The organism is Sphingomonas sp. LY29, from assembly GCF_035593985.1.
GTDB lineage: Bacteria > Pseudomonadota > Alphaproteobacteria > Sphingomonadales > Sphingomonadaceae > Sphingomicrobium.
Genome location: NZ_CP141587.1, coordinates 1,847,830 through 1,863,011, shown reverse-complemented (window position 1 = coordinate 1,863,011; position 15,182 = coordinate 1,847,830). Strand labels below are relative to the sequence as shown.

16 protein-coding genes are annotated in these 15,182 nt (G+C 66.7%); 14 read left to right on the top strand and 2 right to left on the bottom strand.

The genetic code is table 11. The annotated features are described in order from the left end of the window. Positions 1–142: 142 nt before the first annotated feature. The 6 genes from SH584_RS09455 (at position 143) to SH584_RS09430 (ending at position 4,989) form a co-directional block, all read left to right on the top strand. On the top strand, positions 143–1,084 hold the full coding sequence (locus SH584_RS09455) for a complex I NDUFA9 subunit family protein (RefSeq protein ID WP_324806597.1): 942 nt from the start codon (positions 143–145) through the stop codon (positions 1,082–1,084). Between the two features lie 29 nt (positions 1,085–1,113). Then, a complete protein-coding gene (locus SH584_RS09450) occupies positions 1,114–1,914 on the top strand; it encodes an undecaprenyl-diphosphate phosphatase (RefSeq protein ID WP_324806596.1) in 801 nt (266 codons plus the stop codon). A gap of 77 nt (positions 1,915–1,991) precedes the next feature. Next, positions 1,992–2,435 carry a hypothetical protein gene (locus SH584_RS09445; protein ID WP_324806594.1) on the top strand — a complete coding sequence of 148 codons (444 nt, stop codon included), beginning with the start codon at positions 1,992–1,994 and terminating at the stop codon, positions 2,433–2,435. 57 nt (positions 2,436–2,492) lie between these two features. Next, on the top strand, positions 2,493–3,164 hold the full coding sequence (locus SH584_RS09440) for a glutathione S-transferase family protein (RefSeq protein WP_324806592.1): 672 nt from the start codon (positions 2,493–2,495) through the stop codon (positions 3,162–3,164). A 104-nt stretch (positions 3,165–3,268) separates the two neighbouring features. After that, the gene (locus SH584_RS09435) at positions 3,269–4,036 is read left to right on the top strand and encodes a class I SAM-dependent methyltransferase (RefSeq protein ID WP_324806590.1); all 768 of its coding nucleotides are present in this window, start codon (positions 3,269–3,271) and stop codon (positions 4,034–4,036) included. A 77-nt stretch (positions 4,037–4,113) separates the two neighbouring features. Further along, positions 4,114–4,989 (top strand): class I SAM-dependent methyltransferase, encoded by an 876-nt coding sequence (locus tag SH584_RS09430; protein WP_324806588.1) that lies wholly within the window; start codon positions 4,114–4,116, stop codon positions 4,987–4,989. Between the two features lie 49 nt (positions 4,990–5,038). Here the strand turns inward: SH584_RS09430 and ubiG are convergent, their stop codons facing one another. Continuing rightward, positions 5,039–5,764 (bottom strand): bifunctional 2-polyprenyl-6-hydroxyphenol methylase/3-demethylubiquinol 3-O-methyltransferase UbiG, encoded by a 726-nt coding sequence (ubiG, locus tag SH584_RS09425; RefSeq protein ID WP_324806586.1) that lies wholly within the window; start codon positions 5,762–5,764, stop codon positions 5,039–5,041. A 53-nt stretch (positions 5,765–5,817) separates the two neighbouring features. Here ubiG and SH584_RS09420 point away from each other — a divergent pair, with 53 nt between their 5' ends. The 3 genes from SH584_RS09420 to SH584_RS09410 all read left to right on the top strand — a co-directional run bounded on the left by SH584_RS09420 (position 5,818) and on the right by SH584_RS09410 (position 9,102). Continuing rightward, positions 5,818–7,074 carry an aspartate kinase gene (locus SH584_RS09420; protein ID WP_324806583.1) on the top strand — a complete coding sequence of 419 codons (1,257 nt, stop codon included), beginning with the start codon at positions 5,818–5,820 and terminating at the stop codon, positions 7,072–7,074. After that, positions 7,071–8,129: an NAD(P)H-dependent flavin oxidoreductase gene (locus SH584_RS09415; RefSeq protein WP_416385130.1), complete on the top strand. Its 1,059-nt coding sequence runs from the start codon at positions 7,071–7,073 to the stop codon at positions 8,127–8,129. The genes SH584_RS09420 and SH584_RS09415 overlap by 4 nt, the downstream gene beginning before the upstream one ends. Before the next feature lie 130 nt (positions 8,130–8,259). Further along, positions 8,260–9,102, top strand: a complete 843-nt coding sequence (locus tag SH584_RS09410; protein WP_324806581.1) for a hypothetical protein — start codon at positions 8,260–8,262, stop codon at positions 9,100–9,102. A gap of 24 nt (positions 9,103–9,126) precedes the next feature. Here SH584_RS09410 and SH584_RS09405 read toward each other — a convergent pair whose 3' ends face one another. After that, positions 9,127–9,522 (bottom strand): hypothetical protein, encoded by a 396-nt coding sequence (locus SH584_RS09405; RefSeq protein ID WP_324806579.1) that lies wholly within the window; start codon positions 9,520–9,522, stop codon positions 9,127–9,129. Positions 9,523–9,654: 132 nt separating this feature from the next. Between SH584_RS09405 and ptsP the strand changes: the two genes are divergently transcribed. From ptsP to SH584_RS09380, 5 genes are all read left to right on the top strand, one after another. Continuing rightward, the gene (ptsP, locus tag SH584_RS09400) at positions 9,655–11,916 is read left to right on the top strand and encodes a phosphoenolpyruvate--protein phosphotransferase (protein WP_324806577.1); all 2,262 of its coding nucleotides are present in this window, start codon (positions 9,655–9,657) and stop codon (positions 11,914–11,916) included. Positions 11,917–12,002: 86 nt separating this feature from the next. Then, positions 12,003–12,788, top strand: coding sequence for a helix-turn-helix domain-containing protein (locus SH584_RS09395; protein WP_322841474.1), 786 nt, complete (start codon positions 12,003–12,005; stop codon positions 12,786–12,788). Positions 12,789–12,859: 71 nt separating this feature from the next. Continuing rightward, a complete protein-coding gene (locus SH584_RS09390; RefSeq protein ID WP_324806574.1) occupies positions 12,860–13,759 on the top strand; it encodes a tetratricopeptide repeat protein in 900 nt (299 codons plus the stop codon). Between the two features lie 19 nt (positions 13,760–13,778). After that, a complete protein-coding gene (gene tilS, locus SH584_RS09385) occupies positions 13,779–14,729 on the top strand; it encodes a tRNA lysidine(34) synthetase TilS (RefSeq protein ID WP_324806572.1) in 951 nt (316 codons plus the stop codon). 53 nt (positions 14,730–14,782) lie between these two features. Beyond that, a complete protein-coding gene (locus SH584_RS09380; RefSeq protein ID WP_324806570.1) occupies positions 14,783–15,181 on the top strand; it encodes a low affinity iron permease family protein in 399 nt (132 codons plus the stop codon). The last annotated feature ends 1 nt before the right edge of the window (position 15,182 follow it).

The window sequence follows — 15,182 nt, the reverse complement described above, 5'->3', positions numbered from 1 at the left end:
CGGGGTCGTCTCTTCGGTAGGCGGCGGCGCTTAGAAGGCGGCACGGCACCCTGTCAACCGTGCCTCGCGAGACTTGCGCCGCTTTCTCGCTTGGCCCAAGGACGGCGCGGCAATTTCCACCCGATGCTCTCGAGGAACTCTCATGGCGAATAGCGGCACTCCGCCCCTGGTCACCGTCTTCGGCGGCGGCGGCTTCGTCGGCCGTTACGTCTGCGAATATCTGCTGAAAAGCGGCGTCCGCCTCCGCGTTGCCGAGCGCAGCCCGCGCAAGGCGTGGTTCCTGCAGCCGCTCGGCAGCGTCGGCCAGGTCTCCGCGGTCGCCGCCGACCTGTCGCGCCCGGCCACCATCGAGCGCGCGGTCGAAGGCGCATCGGCAGTCGTCAATCTCGTCGGCGTGTTCAAGGGCAACCTCGACGCGATCCACGTCACCGGCGCGCGCCTTGCGGCCGAAGCCGCGAAGGCGACCGGCGCCGAGGCCTTCGTGCAGGTCAGCGCGATCGGCGCCGACCCAGACGCCGCGTCCGATTACGGACGTACCAAGGGACTTGGCGAAGCCGCGGTTCGCGAGGCGTTCCCGTCCGCGACCATCATCCGGCCGAGCGTCGTGTTCGGTCCCGAGGACGATTTCACCAACCGCTTCGCGTCGATGGCGCGCCTGCCGATCCTGCCGGTGATCGCGCCCCGAACGCGCTTCCAGCCGATCTATGTCCGCGACCTTGCCCAGGCGATCGCCGCGGCGGCGCTCGACCCCAAGGCGCATGGCGGCAAGACCTACGAACTCGGCGGTCCCGATCAGCTGACGATGCGCGACCTCAATGCCGAGATCGCCGGCCTTGCCGGGCAGTCGCCCGACCTCGTCGACGTGCCCGACTTCGTCGCCGGGGGCATGGCCGCGCTCGGCTTCCTGCCCGTCGCGCCGCTCAGCAAGGACCAGTGGACGATGCTCCAGCGCGACAATGTCGCCGACGGCTCACACCCCGGTCTCGACGCATTCGGCATCGCTGCCACCCCGATCGCCGCCGTGGCGCCCGAATGGCTCGGCCGCTTCCACAAGGGCGGCCGCTTCGCGCCCCGCGCCGCCTGACGCCCCAGCCCTGTAGAGAGTAGCCGACCGTGCCCATCCTCCTGCTCGTCATCATTCTTGGCATCGTCGAGGGGCTGACCGAATATCTGCCGGTCTCGTCGACCGGGCACCTGATCCTTGCGACCGAGTTGATGGGCTATGACGCCGACAAGTGGGCGTTGTTCAACATCGCGATACAGCCGGGTGCGATCCTGGCGATCCTCGTTCTCTACTGGCGCACCTTCCGCGACGTGCTGGTCGGCATGTGGAAGCGCGAGGCGACTGCCTTCGCTTTCGTACGCAACCTGCTGGTCGCCTTCATTCCCGCGGTCGTCCTCGGTCTCGCGATCGGTGACTATATCGAATTGCTGCTGGGCAATGCGGTGGTCGTCGCCTGGGCGCTGATCATCGGCGGCTTCGCCATCCTGGTGGTCGAAAAATATGCAAAGACCACCGACAGCGGCGGCGTCGCCAACGTCACGCTAAAGCATTCGATCGGCATAGGCCTGGTCCAGTGCCTGGCGATGGTCCCGGGCGTCAGCCGGTCGGGCGCGACCATCCTTGGCGCGATGAGCTTCGGCGTCGATCGCAAGACCGCAGCCGAATTCAGCTTCTTCCTCGCCGTCCCCACCCTCTCGGGCGCGACCGCATTGCAGCTGTACAAGCATGGCGCGGCGATGGAGCCGGGCATGACCGGCTGGATCCTGCTCGGCGCGCTGGTCAGCTTCATCGTCGCGGTCGTCGTGGTGAAGGCGTTCGTTGCGATCATCCAGCGTTACGGCTTTGCGCCCTTCGCCTGGTACCGGATCGTCGCCGGGATTGCGGCGCTCGTCTGGCTGGGAATGCGCTGATCGACCCCAAGTGGTTGACGTTCCAATTGAAAAGGCCGATTTTACGGGACGAGCTTGAGTCTTTGGAGTGCCCGTCCATGCGTAACCTGATCCTGTCCCTGCCGTTGCTGCTGGCCGCCGTGCCCGCCGCTGCCCAGACCCATCCGGCGCCGATGCCGCCCGCGCCCGTCGCGGTCCCGCCGGCGATCAGCGACCCCGCGCTTCCCGAACGGCTCGGCAACATGACCGGCGCGCTGACCCGCGGGCTGATGAACCTGCCGGTCGGCGAGCTTCAGGCGGCGATCGAGGGGCGCCCCGCCACTCCGAACGACCGCGCGCGCACCGTTCGCGACACGATCGGCGATCCCTATCTCGACCAGCGCGTCGCCGCCGAGGCCGCGACCACCGGCCGCACGATGCAGGCCGCGACCCGCGCGCTGATGTCGTCGCTCCCCGCGATCATGGGCGCGCTGGAAGGCGCTCGCGGTGAGATCGAGCGGGCGATGGCGACCATCCCCAACCCGACCTACCCCGTTCGCTGATATTTTTGTCGGTGGCGCGGTGGACTGACGCCGCGCCGCCGTTAAAGCTGCCCACCCATGTGGCAGCTTTTCCAATTCCCGCTTTGTCCCTTCTCCCGCAAGGTCCGGCTCGTGCTGGGCGAGAAGGGCGTCGCGCATGAGCTGGTCCGCGAAAACCCGTGGGAGCGGCGCGACGAGTTCATCGACCTCAATCCCGCCGGCGAAACCCCGGTCATCGTCGATTCGACCGCGGGGATCGTCCTGATCGGAAGCCAACCGATCGTCGAATATTTCGAAGAGACGATCGACAAGATGCCGATGATCCACGGCAATGCGGTCGCGCGTGCCGAGATTCGCCGCCTGACCGCCTGGTTCGACGAGAAGCTGTTCCGCGAAGTGGTCGAGCCGCTGATGCACGAGCGGATGCGCAAGCGCCTCATCAGCCGCGAATCGCCCGACACGCGCGTCCTCCGCGAGGCGATGCGGATCGCCAACGGCCACCTCGATTACCTCGACTATTTGCTCGATCATCGTCGCTGGATCGCGGGCGCGGGCCTCAGCCTTGCCGACTTCACCGCGGCGGCGCACCTCAGCGTCATCGACTACCTCGGAGCGCTCGACTGGCGCGGGCACAAGCAGACCAAGGACTGGTATGCGGTGATGAAGAGCCGCCCCTGCTTCCGCCCCCTGCTCGGCGAGCGGATGGAAGTCATCGTGCCCCCTGCCCACTACGACAAGGTCGATTTCTAAAGAAATCGGCACGGCCGCCATTGTTCGGACTGCCGACATTCGCTGGTCATTCGCCGTCTAATCTGGTCTTAAATTGCGCTGATCGACGACAAGAGGTGCACGACATGGCCAATGCCTTCGACGAGGCCTATTTCCAGGACGGCAGCGAGCGCGGGACGCAGTATCGCAACTATCTCGAAGGCGCGAAGCTTAACCGGACCTATTTCGAGATCGCGCAGACCATCGTCGAGCTCTTCCGGCCCAGGCGCACGCTGGAGATCGGCTGCGCGACGGGCGCGATCGTCAGCCACCTGACCACCTTCGATGTCGATGCCCACGGGGTCGACGTGTCCGAATGGGCGGTTCAGAACAGCCTCGCCCCCTCGGTCCAGGTCGCCAGCGCGGCCGAGCTTCCGTTCGAGGACAACAGCTTCGACGTGGTCTATTCGGTCCACGCGCTCGAACATCTGCCGAGCGACATCAAAGACAAGGCGCTCGCCGAGATTTCGCGCGTCTGTTCGGGCTTCCAGTTCCACCTGATCCCGATGCTCGAATCCGGTCCCTATGTCGGCGATCGCTTCGGTCACCTGCTCAACCTACGGACCGATCCGACCCACAACCTGCTCTATGAGCGTGAATGGTGGATCGAGCGGTTCGGCGAGAACCAGTGGGTCGACATCGGCGCGCGGATCGCGTTCGTCCACGACAACCCCCATTTCGAATTGAGCGCCTGCCAGATCCTGCTCGGCCGCGAGGAGGCCTCGGCCGAGTTGCTGCGAAAGGTCGCCAACCATAATTTTGCGGCGGCCGAAGCACTGTCGCTTGCGCTCAACGGCAAGCCCGGCCCCGGCCTCGACGTCCACATCCGCCGCCTCCGCGGCGAAGACGTCTGAATGGGCCGTTGCGCAGACGGCTTTGCCTCTTGGGGATTTACTGTATCGTCAGCTGAATACAGCACAGGTGAGAATGCATGCACGCTCCAACTGTCGACAGCGCAAACTTCTGGGAAGAAAATCCCAATGCTGCTCAGGACAGTCAATGGACGTCGGACCCTCACATCGCGGCCGCAATCTATAAGCGCATCTCGAATGGCCAGAGCGCCGGCCACTGGCTGAGTTGGCTATTCGCCGATCATCTTCAGGGCCGCTCGTTCGAACGCATCCTGTCGATCGGCTGCGGTGTCGGTGACCACGAACTGGCCTCGGCTCACGCCAATCCAAACGCCCGGATCGACGCATTCGATTTCTCATCCGCCAGCATCGACATCGCCAAAGGCAAGGCCAGGGAAGCGGGCGTCGAGACAATCAATTTCTTCGTCGGCGACTTCAATCAGGTGGAGTTTGCCGATTCCACCTATGACCTGGTCCTGTGCACGGGATCGCTGCATCACGTGCGGGAGATCGAGCACCTTCTTCATCAAGTCAGGCGAACCCTTACCGATGAGGGCGTCTTCATCGTCAACGAATATGTCGGCGACTGTTACAATATTTACCGGCCCGATCAGATCGACGTGCTCCAGAATGTGCTCGACGGTCTACCCCCGTCGCTGAAGAATATTGAGCGCTTTCCCAATCCGACGATCGAGCAGGTTTTCTTTCGTGACCCGACGGAAGCCGTCAGGTCGAAGTTGATCCCGGACTTTCTGAGGATTTACTTCAAGAACGTCGACGAACGACGCCTGGGAGGGGCGCTGATGCATCCCCTTTACCCGTTCCTGAACCTGTCTGAACTGGGGCCCCGACCTGACCTGCATCAGGCATTCATCAATACGTTGATGAATATCGATCAACTGCTGCTGGAACAGGGAAAGTCGGACTTTTCCTTCTTCATCTGCACCAACGGATAGACGCAGCGACGATCGGATATCCGCTACCCGATTTGCTGCGCCGCGTTCCTCAGGCCGTCGCCCGTTTCGCCGCCACCAGATAATTTAGCCGCACGTCGTCGCTCAGATGCAGCCCGCGCATCGGCGAGACGGCGATGCCTTCGACGTCGATGACCGCCATGCCCGCTTTGGCCAGCAGGCCCTTCATCGCGTCGGGATCGATGAACTGGTCATAGTCGTGCGTGCCCTTCGGGATTCGCCCCGTCCCTTCGGCAAGCGTGATCGTCAGCAGGCGCGACCAGGCGGTCCGGTTGGGGGTCGACAGGATCAGCAGCCCGCCGGGCGCAAGCCGCGCCACCAGCGCGTCCACGAAACCTTGCGGGTCGGCGACATGCTCGATCACCTCCATCGCGGTGACAAGGTCGTACTGGCCGGTCAGCGACTCCACACCCATCGCGCGATAGTCGATCGTCAGGCCCTGCCCCGCCGCGTGCGCTTTCGCGGCCTCAACCAGTTCGGGCGCGGCGTCGATCGCAGTGACCTGCGCGCCCAGCCGTACCAGCGGCTCGGCCAGCAGCCCCGCCCCGCAACCGACATCGAGCGCGGTCTTGCCGCTAAGCGGCCGGAAGCCGCATTCGTCGAGCCCGAAATGCTGGTCGACCATGTCGCGGACATAGGCCAGCCGCACCGGGTTGAGCTTGTGGAGCATCGCCGACGCGCCGTCGGGGTCCCACCAATCGCTTGCCAGGCTGCCGAAGTGCGCGGCTTCGCGGGCCACGATCGTTGCATTGCTCATTGGCCCCTCCTAACAGGACGGCGCTCCTGCCGCCACGAGGAACCGCGCGCCCCATGCCCCGTATCGTCATGAAATTCGGTGGGACGTCGATGGCCGGGATCGAACGGATCCGCGCCGTCGCCACCCGCGTCAAGCGAGAGGTCGAACGCGGCAACCAGGTCGCGGTCGTCGTGAGCGCGATGGCGGGCGAAACCGACCGGCTAGTGCAATTGTGCCGCGAGGCCGCCGCGCTCTACGATCCGCGCGAATATGACGTGGTCGTCGCCAGCGGCGAACAGGTCACCAGCGGCCTGCTTGCCATCACGCTGCAGGGCATGGGCCTCAACGCCAAGAGCTACATGGGCTGGCAGTTGCCGATCCGCGCCAGCGGGCACAGCGCCGCGCTGATCGAGGGGATCGACGTCGAGGTGCTCGAACGCGTGTTCGACGACGGCGGGATCGCGGTCATCCCGGGCTTCCAGGGCGTCACCAGCGAAGGCGCGGTGGCAACGCTCGGGCGCGGCGGGTCCGACACGTCGGCGGTCGCCCTCGCCGCCGCCATGAAGGCCGACCGCTGCGACATCTACACCGACGTCGACGGCGTCTACACCACAGACCCGCGCATCGTGCCCGCGGCGCGCAAGCTCGACCTCGTCACCTATGAAGAAATGCTCGAGCTTGCGAGCGTCGGAGCAAAGGTCCTGCAGACCCGGTCGGTCGGGCTGGCGATGCGCACCAACATGCCGCTGACCGTCCTGTCCTCGTTCGAGGACGGGCCGGGAACGATGATCGTTGGCGACGAACAGATTGAAGGAAGCGCGATGGAACGCAACGTCATCACGGGCATCGCCCACGACAAGAATGAAGCGATGGTCACGCTGACCCAGCTGCCCGACAAGGCCGGAACGGTCGCCGCGATCTTCGCGCCGCTCGCCGCCGCGAACGTCAACGTCGACATGATCGTGCAGAGCGTCCCGCGCGGCGGGGAGCCGAGCGTGCTGACCTTCACCGTTCCGCGCGCGTCACTCGCCCACACCGTCGCCGAGCTTCAGAAGCGCAAGGCCGACATCGGCTTCGACGAGCTGCTGACCGACACCAATGTCGTCAAGGTCAGCGCGGTCGGAGTCGGCATGCGCTCCAACGCCGGCATCGCCGCGCGCATGTTCGAAACGCTCGCCGAGCGCGGCATCAACATCCTCGCCATCACGACCAGCGAGATTAAGGTGAGCGTGCTGATCGCCGAGGAATATACCGAGCTTGCCGTGCGCGTGCTCCACACCGCCTACGGGCTCGACGCGCCGCGCGACGCGATCACGGGAGAAGTTGCATGAGCGGCGAGGGAATGATCGCGGAAACGCGCGCGGTTCACGGTGATGCGGGCAGTATCCGCCTGAAGGAATTGATGGCGCGCGGGACCGCCTTCCTCGGCACCGAATATGCGATCCTCGGCGGTGCGATGAGCTGGGTCAGCGAGCGCAACCTCGTGTCCGCCATTTCCAACGGGGGCGGTTTCGGCGTGATCGCCTGCGGGGCGATGAACCCCGAACTGCTCGATAAGGAAATCACCGAGACCAAGGCGCGGACGGCCAAGCCGTTCGGCGTCAACCTGATCACCATGCACCCCCAATTGAGCGAGCTGATCGACGTCTGCGCGCGCCACAAGGTCGGTCATGTCGTGCTGGCGGGTGGGCTTCCCCCCGGCGGCGCGATCGACCGGATCAAGGGCAGCGGCGCGAAGCTGATCGCCTTCGCCCCCGCCCTCGCGCTGGCGAAGAAATTGATCCGCTCGGGCGCCGACGCGCTGGTGATCGAAGGCATGGAGGCCGGCGGCCACATCGGACCCGTGTCGACCAGCGTGCTTGCGCAGGAAATCCTGCCGCACGTCGCCGCCGACATTCCCGTGTTCGTCGCGGGGGGGATCGGTCGCGGCGAGGCGATCGCCGCCTACCTCGAAATGGGCGCGGTCGGGGTCCAGCTTGGCACCCGCTTCGTCTGCGCGACCGAAAGCATCGCCCACGCCAACTTCAAAAAGGCGTTCATCCGCGCCTCGGCGCGCGACGCGATCCCGTCGGTCCAGATCGACCCGCGCCTGCCGGTCATCCCGGTGCGCGCGCTCAAGAATCGCGAGATGGAGGCCTTCGCCGCGAAGCAGCGCGAAGTCGCGGGTCATCTCGACTCCGGGTCGATCGAAATGGCCGAGGCGCAGCTTCAGATCGAACATTATTGGGCGGGCGCGCTTCGCCGCGCGGTCATCGACGGCGATGTCGAGGGCGGATCGGTCATGGCCGGCCAGTCGGTCGGCATGGTCAAAAAAGAAGAGCCCGTCGCGGACATCATCGCCGAACTGGTCGACGAGGCTTCCGCCGCACTGGGCAGCCGCGGCTAACCATTGTTAACTTTGCGTTGAATTGGTACTGATCCGGCGTCGGACGACTCCGGGTAGAGGGGCGTCAATTTCATGGGAGCCGACCGGTACGCGGGGGGCAATCGCGCCCCTCGCCAGCAGGGGCACATCCATGAAAACGCACACGACCGCGATCGCGGCCGCTCTCGTCCTGGTGACGATGACCGCATGCAAGCAGCAAGGCGCGGCACCGGCCGCCAATGAAGCCGGGCCCGTCACCACCGTGGGCGAAATCCTGGCCGGCACCTGGAAGGCCGACCTCGCCAGCCTGAAGTTCGAGGGCAAGCCCGACGAATTCCGCATCCAGGACGGCAGCTACAATTGTTCGACCTGCATCCCGCCGCTGACCGTCGCCGCCGACGGTGCCTTCCACCCCGTCGTAGACCGGCCCTATTTCGACAGCATGTCGGTGAAGGTCGTCGATCCGCGCACGGTCGAGGTCGTGCGCCGCAAGGCCGACAAGATGGTTTCCTCCGCCACGCTGTCGGTGTCCGAGGACGGCAATGTCCTGACCACCAAGTTCGTCGACGCCACCACGCCCAATTCACCCCCGGTCGAAGGAAGCTCGACCGCCAAGCGCGCCGGACCCGCCCCGGCGGGCGCCCACGCAATCTCGGGTCAGTGGACCCCCGATCGCATCGCCGAATATTCGGAGGACGCGCTCAACATCCGCTACGCCTTCGACGGCGATACCGTCACTTCGACTTCGCAGGGCCAGACCTGGGTCGCGAAGATCGGCGGGCCGGCGGTTCCGATCGACGGCGATACCGGCGGCACGACCGTCGCGGTCGCACGCGAAGGCGCCTCGGGCCTGCGCGAAACCTACACGCGGGGGGGCAAGCAGGTCGGGATCGTCACCGTCGTTCCCAATGCCGACGGCAAGTCGTTCACCTTCACCAACACCGACCCGCGCGACGGGTCGAAGTCGAGCTGGACCGGCACCAAGACGGGCTGACGAGGGAAAAGGCGGCCGGACGCGCTATCCGCGTCGTCCGGCCGTCGCCTGCCATCGAGCTTGCTGAGCCGTCGCGACCAACGCCGCCGCCTGTTCGCTCCGAAATCGATCGAATAGCATCGCGCACATTGCCAGCGCGTCGCGGCGAAAGTCGGCGATCGAGGCGGCGATCACCGCCGACGACGTCCAGCGATTGGCGAATTGTTCGAAGGCGATCGCAACGTCGGACACCAGGCCGCCATGTCGGCGCGAGGCCGGGCGCAGCCAGTGCATCCGCAGGACGCCATGCAGTTTCGCAAGGCACAGGCTGATCCGGAACGCGTCGTCGCGCGATCGATAGTCGTCGAGCAATTCGACTAGCCGTTCCATCAGGTCGACCGCGTCTTCCTGCGTACCCTGCCACTGCTTCACTTCGATCATGGCCGCGCTTCCTTGCCGTTCGGGATGCTTCACCCGTGGCCCGCGCGGCTTTCCCACTCCTTTCACCTTCCTCCGATCCGGTTCTACCAACGGCGGTTGGAATGGCCCGCCTTTCCCTGCTAGCGTTTGGCCATGCCGACCGCCGCCGCTTCCGCCCGCGAAATCCTGACCGGCCTCCACGACGTGATGGCGCGCCGGGGATCGGCGCAGGTCAAGCTCGACCGCGTCGTCGACCTGATCGCGGTGGCGATGAAGAGCGAGGTCTGCTCGATCTACCTGCTTCGCGACCAGCAGCTCGAGCTGTTCGCCACCCACGGGCTTCGCAAGGAGGCGGTTCACGTCACCCGGCTCGGGCTTGGCGAAGGGCTGGTCGGGACGATCGCCGAGGAAGGTCGCATCCTCAACCTCGCCGAAGCATCGACCCACCCCGCCTTCGTCTATCGGCCCGAAACCGGCGAAGAGCATTTCCACAGTTTTGCCGGCGTTCCGATCATCCGGCGCGAAAATGCGATCGGCGTCCTGATCGTCCAGCACGCCGACCCGCGCTGCTATGAAAAGGTCGAGATCGAGGCGCTGCAGACCGTCGCGATGGTGTTGTCCGAATTGCTCGCCAGCGCCCGCCTCGTCGATGGGTCGCGCGGGGCGAGCCGCGATGCGGGGATGCAGCGCCTCGCCGGCCTGAAGCTGGTCACCGGCATGGCCAAGGGCGTCGCGGTCTTCCACCAGCCGCGTGTCACCGTCGAACATACCGTTGCCGAGGATACCGAGGCCGAGCGCGCGCGGGTCTATTCTGCCTTCCGCAAGATGCGCGAGCAGATCGACAACATGACGCGCGAGGCCGAATTTGGCACCGCGGGTGAGCATCACGAGATCCTCGAAACCTACAAGATGTTCGCCTATGACGAGGGCTGGGCGCGGCGGATCAATGAATCGATCGACAGCGGCCTGACCGCCGAGGCCGCGATCGAGCGGGTCCAGCAACGCACCCGCGCCAGGATGCGCGACATCGACGATCCGATCCTGAAGGAGCGGATGCACGACCTCGAAGACCTGTCGAACCGGCTGCTGCGGATCGTGTCGGGGCGGATGGGCACCGCCGCGCAGACCGGCCTCGCCAAGGACTCGATCCTGATCGCGCGCAATCTCGGCCCCGCCGAGCTGCTCGAATATGACCGCCGCCGCCTGAAGGGCGTGGTCCTTGAGGAAGGGTCGCTGACCGCGCACATGACGATCGTGGCGCGCGCGATGGGCGTCCCCGTCGTGGGCCGGATCCTCGACATTCGCCACATCGCCAACGAAGGCGACCAGATCCTGCTCGATGGCGACATCGGCGCGATCGTGGTCCGACCGACGCGCACCATCGCCAACGCCTTCGATCAGCGCATGACGATGAGCCAGAAGCGCCGCGCCGAATATGCCACCATCCGCGCGCTTCCTGCCGAGACCAAGGACGGCGCGCGCATGCAGCTGATGGTCAACGCGGGCCTCGCCGAGGACGCCTCGCTGATCGAGATCACCGGCGCCGACGGAATTGGGCTGTTCCGCACCGAATTCCAGTTCCTCGTCGCCGCGACGCTTCCGGGGCGGGAGAGCCAGTACAAGCTTTACCGCTCGGTGCTCGATGCCGCGGGCGACAAGCCGGTGGTGTTCCGCACGGTCGACATCGGCGGCGACAAGGCGCTGCCCTACCTCGCCGATCACAAGGACGAGTCCGAGAATCCGGCGATGGGCTGGCGCGCGCTTCGCCTCAGCCTGGAGCGCAAGGCGCTGATGAAGGCGCAGGCGCGCGCACTGATCGACGCCGCCGACGGCAAGGTCCTGCGCGTCATGTTCCCGATGATCAGCGAGCCGTGGGAATATGAGGAAGCCCGCGCGCTGTTCGAGGAGCAACTCGACTGGACGCAGAAGGCACGTCGGCCGATGCCCGCTCGCGTCGAGTTCGGCGCGATGCTCGAGGTGCCGAGCCTCGCCGAAACGCTCGACCTGTTGCTTCCCCGGATCGATTTCCTGTCGATCGGGACCAATGACCTCACCCAATTCCTGTTCGCCGCCGACCGGTCCGATCCGCGCCTCGCCGAGCGCTACGACTGGCTGAGCCCGGCGATCCTGCGCTTCCTTCGCCGCGTCGTTCGCGAGGCGAAGGCGGCCGACATCCCCGTCCGGGTGTGCGGCGAAATGGGCGGTCGCCCGCTCGAAGCGATGGCGCTGATCGGCATCGGGCTAGACAGTTTCTCGATCACGCCGGCCGCGGTCGGGCCGGTCAAGGCGATGATCCGCTCGGTCGATGCCGCCGCGGTTCGGGCGAAAGTCGAATTGCTGCTTGCCAAGCCACCCGCCAACATGCGCAAGTCGCTGGGGGACTGGGCGAAGCGACATGGGGTGGCAATCGGCTGACCAGGACCGGCATGGCGGTTGACAGCAAGCCGCCGCCTCTCGACAAGTGCAACGCAAATCAAGCTTCAGCAGCGCAGGGGATAGCGATGGACGAGACCGATGGCACTGTGCCGATGACGGTTGGCGAACGCCTGCGTGAAGCGCGCGAGGCGAAAAGCCTGTCGCTCGAGGACGTGGCATCGTCGACCCGCATTCCGACCCGCCACCTGGCCAGCCTGGAGGCGAGCGAGTGGGACAATTTGCCCGCCGCGACCTATTCGGTCGGCTTCGCCAAGAATTATGCAAGCGCGGTCGGGCTCGACAAGGCAGAGATCGCCGAGCAGCTTCGTGCCGAAATGGGCGGAAGCCGGGCGCCGATGGCGACCATGTCCGAAGTCTATGAGGCCGCCGACCCTGCGCGCACGATGCCCAAGGGCCTCGTCTTCGGCGCGCTCGCGCTCGTGCTGATCGCAGTGCTCGGCTTCACCTGGATGAGCAATCGCTCGCTCGAGCCGCAGGCCCCGCTGCCCGAGGCGCCGGCGACGGCGGCGGGTCCGGCGGCAGCCCCCGCGCCGGGCGCGCTTCCCGCCGCGTCGGGTCCGGTCGTCCTGACCGCCGACGACGCAGTGTGGATCGAGGTCCGCGACGGCGCCAACGTCCTTCGCCAGGGTGAACTCGGCGTCGGCCAGAGCTTCGAGGTCCCGGCGACCGCGACCGCGCCGGTCCTCACCACCGGCAAGCCCGAGGCTCTCCGCATTTCGGTCGGCACCGCCGACGCGCCGCCGGTCGGTCCGGCAGGCCAGCGCGTGTCGGGCGTCAGCCTGAAGCCCGCCGACCTGATGCGTGCGCCCGCGGCCACACCCCCGGCGAATAGCGCCACGCCCACGCCCTAGTTCATCGGCGCGTCAGGAACCGCGAGTCACCGTCGCGCCGCCATCAGCCTTCGCGAGGATTTTTGAATATCATGCGTTTCTCGACTGCCCTTCCGCTCGTTGCCCTGACCATGATCGCCGCCTCGCCCGCGGCGGCGCAGCGGGCGCAGACCCCGGACCAGCGCATCGACCGGCTGGAGCGGCAGGTGCGACAGGTGCAGCGCCAGGTCTTCCCGAAAGGCCAGCCCGCCGACACCGCCGGCTTCAGCGACGAGCCCGCCGCAAGCCAGGTCGTCGTGACCGCGCAGAGCAACCGCCTCGATGCGCTTGAGCGGCAGGTCGCCGAGATCGTCCGCACGTCGGAGGAAAATACCAACCGCCTTGCGACGATGGAAGCCGAAGTCGCGCGCCTCCGCGCCGACCAGGACCGCCGCCTCCGCGCGATCGAAAATGCCCAGCCGGTGGTCCCCGACGACAATGATCGCGACGAAGGCCGCGAAGTGACCTCGCTCGACGAGCCCTCGCCGCCGCCGTCGCGCCCGCGCTTCGAGGGTTCCAATACCCCGTCCGCGACGACCACCACGTCGACCGCTGCATCCTCCGACCCTGCCGAAGCCGCCTACGATGCCGGCTACCAGCTGTGGGTCGCCAAGAAGTACGACCAGGCGATCACCGCGCTGAAGGCGATGGCGGCACGCTACCCGAACCATCGCCGCGTCAGCTGGGCGCACAACCTTCATGGCCGCGCCTTGCTCGACAAGGGCCAGCCCCGCGCCGCCGCCGAGACCCTCCTCGCCAACTATCGCCGCGATCCCAAGGGCGAGCGCGCGCAGGACAGCCTGTTCTACCTCGGCAAGTCGCTGACCCGGCTCGGGCAGCCGGCGCAGGCGTGCAAGGCCTATGCGGAGCTTGAGGATGTCTACGGCACCTCGCTCCGCGCACCGCTGCGCGCCGACCTGCGCGCCGCCAAGACCGAAGCGAAGTGCAGCTAAGGCAAGCGCCGACCGTCGGATGACGGTCGATCCGGCCCTCGTCGCCCGTTTTCGCAAGGACCTCGACGCGCTGATCGCGCCCGGCGTCCGCGTCGGGGTCGCGGTGTCGGGCGGGCCCGACAGCCTCGCGCTGCTGCTGCTTGCCGCCGCCGCGCGGCCGGGGCTGATCGAAGCGGCGACGGTCGACCATAGCCTTCGCGAGGGCAGCGCCGACGAAGCCGCGACCGTGGCGGCAGTGTGTGCCAGGCTCGGCATCCCGCACCAGACGCTGGTCGCCGACTGGGCATCTCCGCCGACCGCCGCGATCCAGGCCGAGGCGCGGGCGATGCGCTATCGCCTGCTCGGCCAATGGGCCGCCGTGCGCGGCTTCCCCGCCGTCGCCACTGCACATCACGCCGACGACCAGGCCGAAACGCTGTTGATGCGGCTGGCGCGCGGATCGGGCATCGCCGGCCTCAGCGGCTCGCGGCCCACTCGTCCTCTCTTGGAGGGCGTCGCGCTGATCCGCCCGCTGCTCGGCTGGCGAAAGACCGACCTCGTCGCGCTGGTCGACGCCGCTGGCCTCGACGCCGTCGACGACCCGTCGAACCGCGACCCCCGCCACGACCGCTCGCGCATCCGCCAGTTCCTGCGCGGGGCCGACTGGCTAGACCCCGCCCGCCTCGCCGCGAGCGCCGCCGCAATTCGCGATTCCGACGACGCCATCGAATGGGCGCTCGCCCCCCTCCTCGCCACTCGGCTCGAACGAGCGGGCGACCGCCTCACCATCCACCCCGTCGACCTGCCAAGAGAGTTTCGTCGCCGCCTGTTGCTCGCCGCCTTCGACGCGCTGGAAGCCCCCACCCCGCGCGGCCCCGATCTCATGCGGGCAATCACCGCGCTCGAAGCCGGCGCGACCGTGACACTTTCCGGCCTGAAGCTGGCCGGCGGCGCGCAATGGATCATCACCCAGGCGCCACCGCCGCGCTAGGGTCTGACGCCCACATGGCGTAGATTTGCCCACCAACCACGAAGGGGGCTGCCATGCATCCGTTTTTCGAGCGCCTGTCGGAGCGTGTCGCTGCGACCGCGGGTCAGTCCAAGTCATTCGCCGTCGCGTTCACGATCGTGTTATTGTGGGCGCTTTCTGGGCCGTTGTTCGGCTGGTCCGACACGTGGCAGTTGGTCATCAACACCAGCACGACCATCGTCACCTTCCTGATGGTGTTCCTGATCCAGAATGCGCAGAACCGCGACGCCTCCGCGATCCAGGCCAAGCTCGACGAGTTGATCCGCGCGGGCGGCAAGGCAAGAAACGAGTTCATCGGGATCGAGCACCTGTCCGCGGTCGAACTGGTGGCGCTCCGCCGAACGCTGGAGCGCCTCGTCGGCGACGACGTCGCCCACCACCGCGCGATCGAACGACTGTTGAAAAGCCGATAAG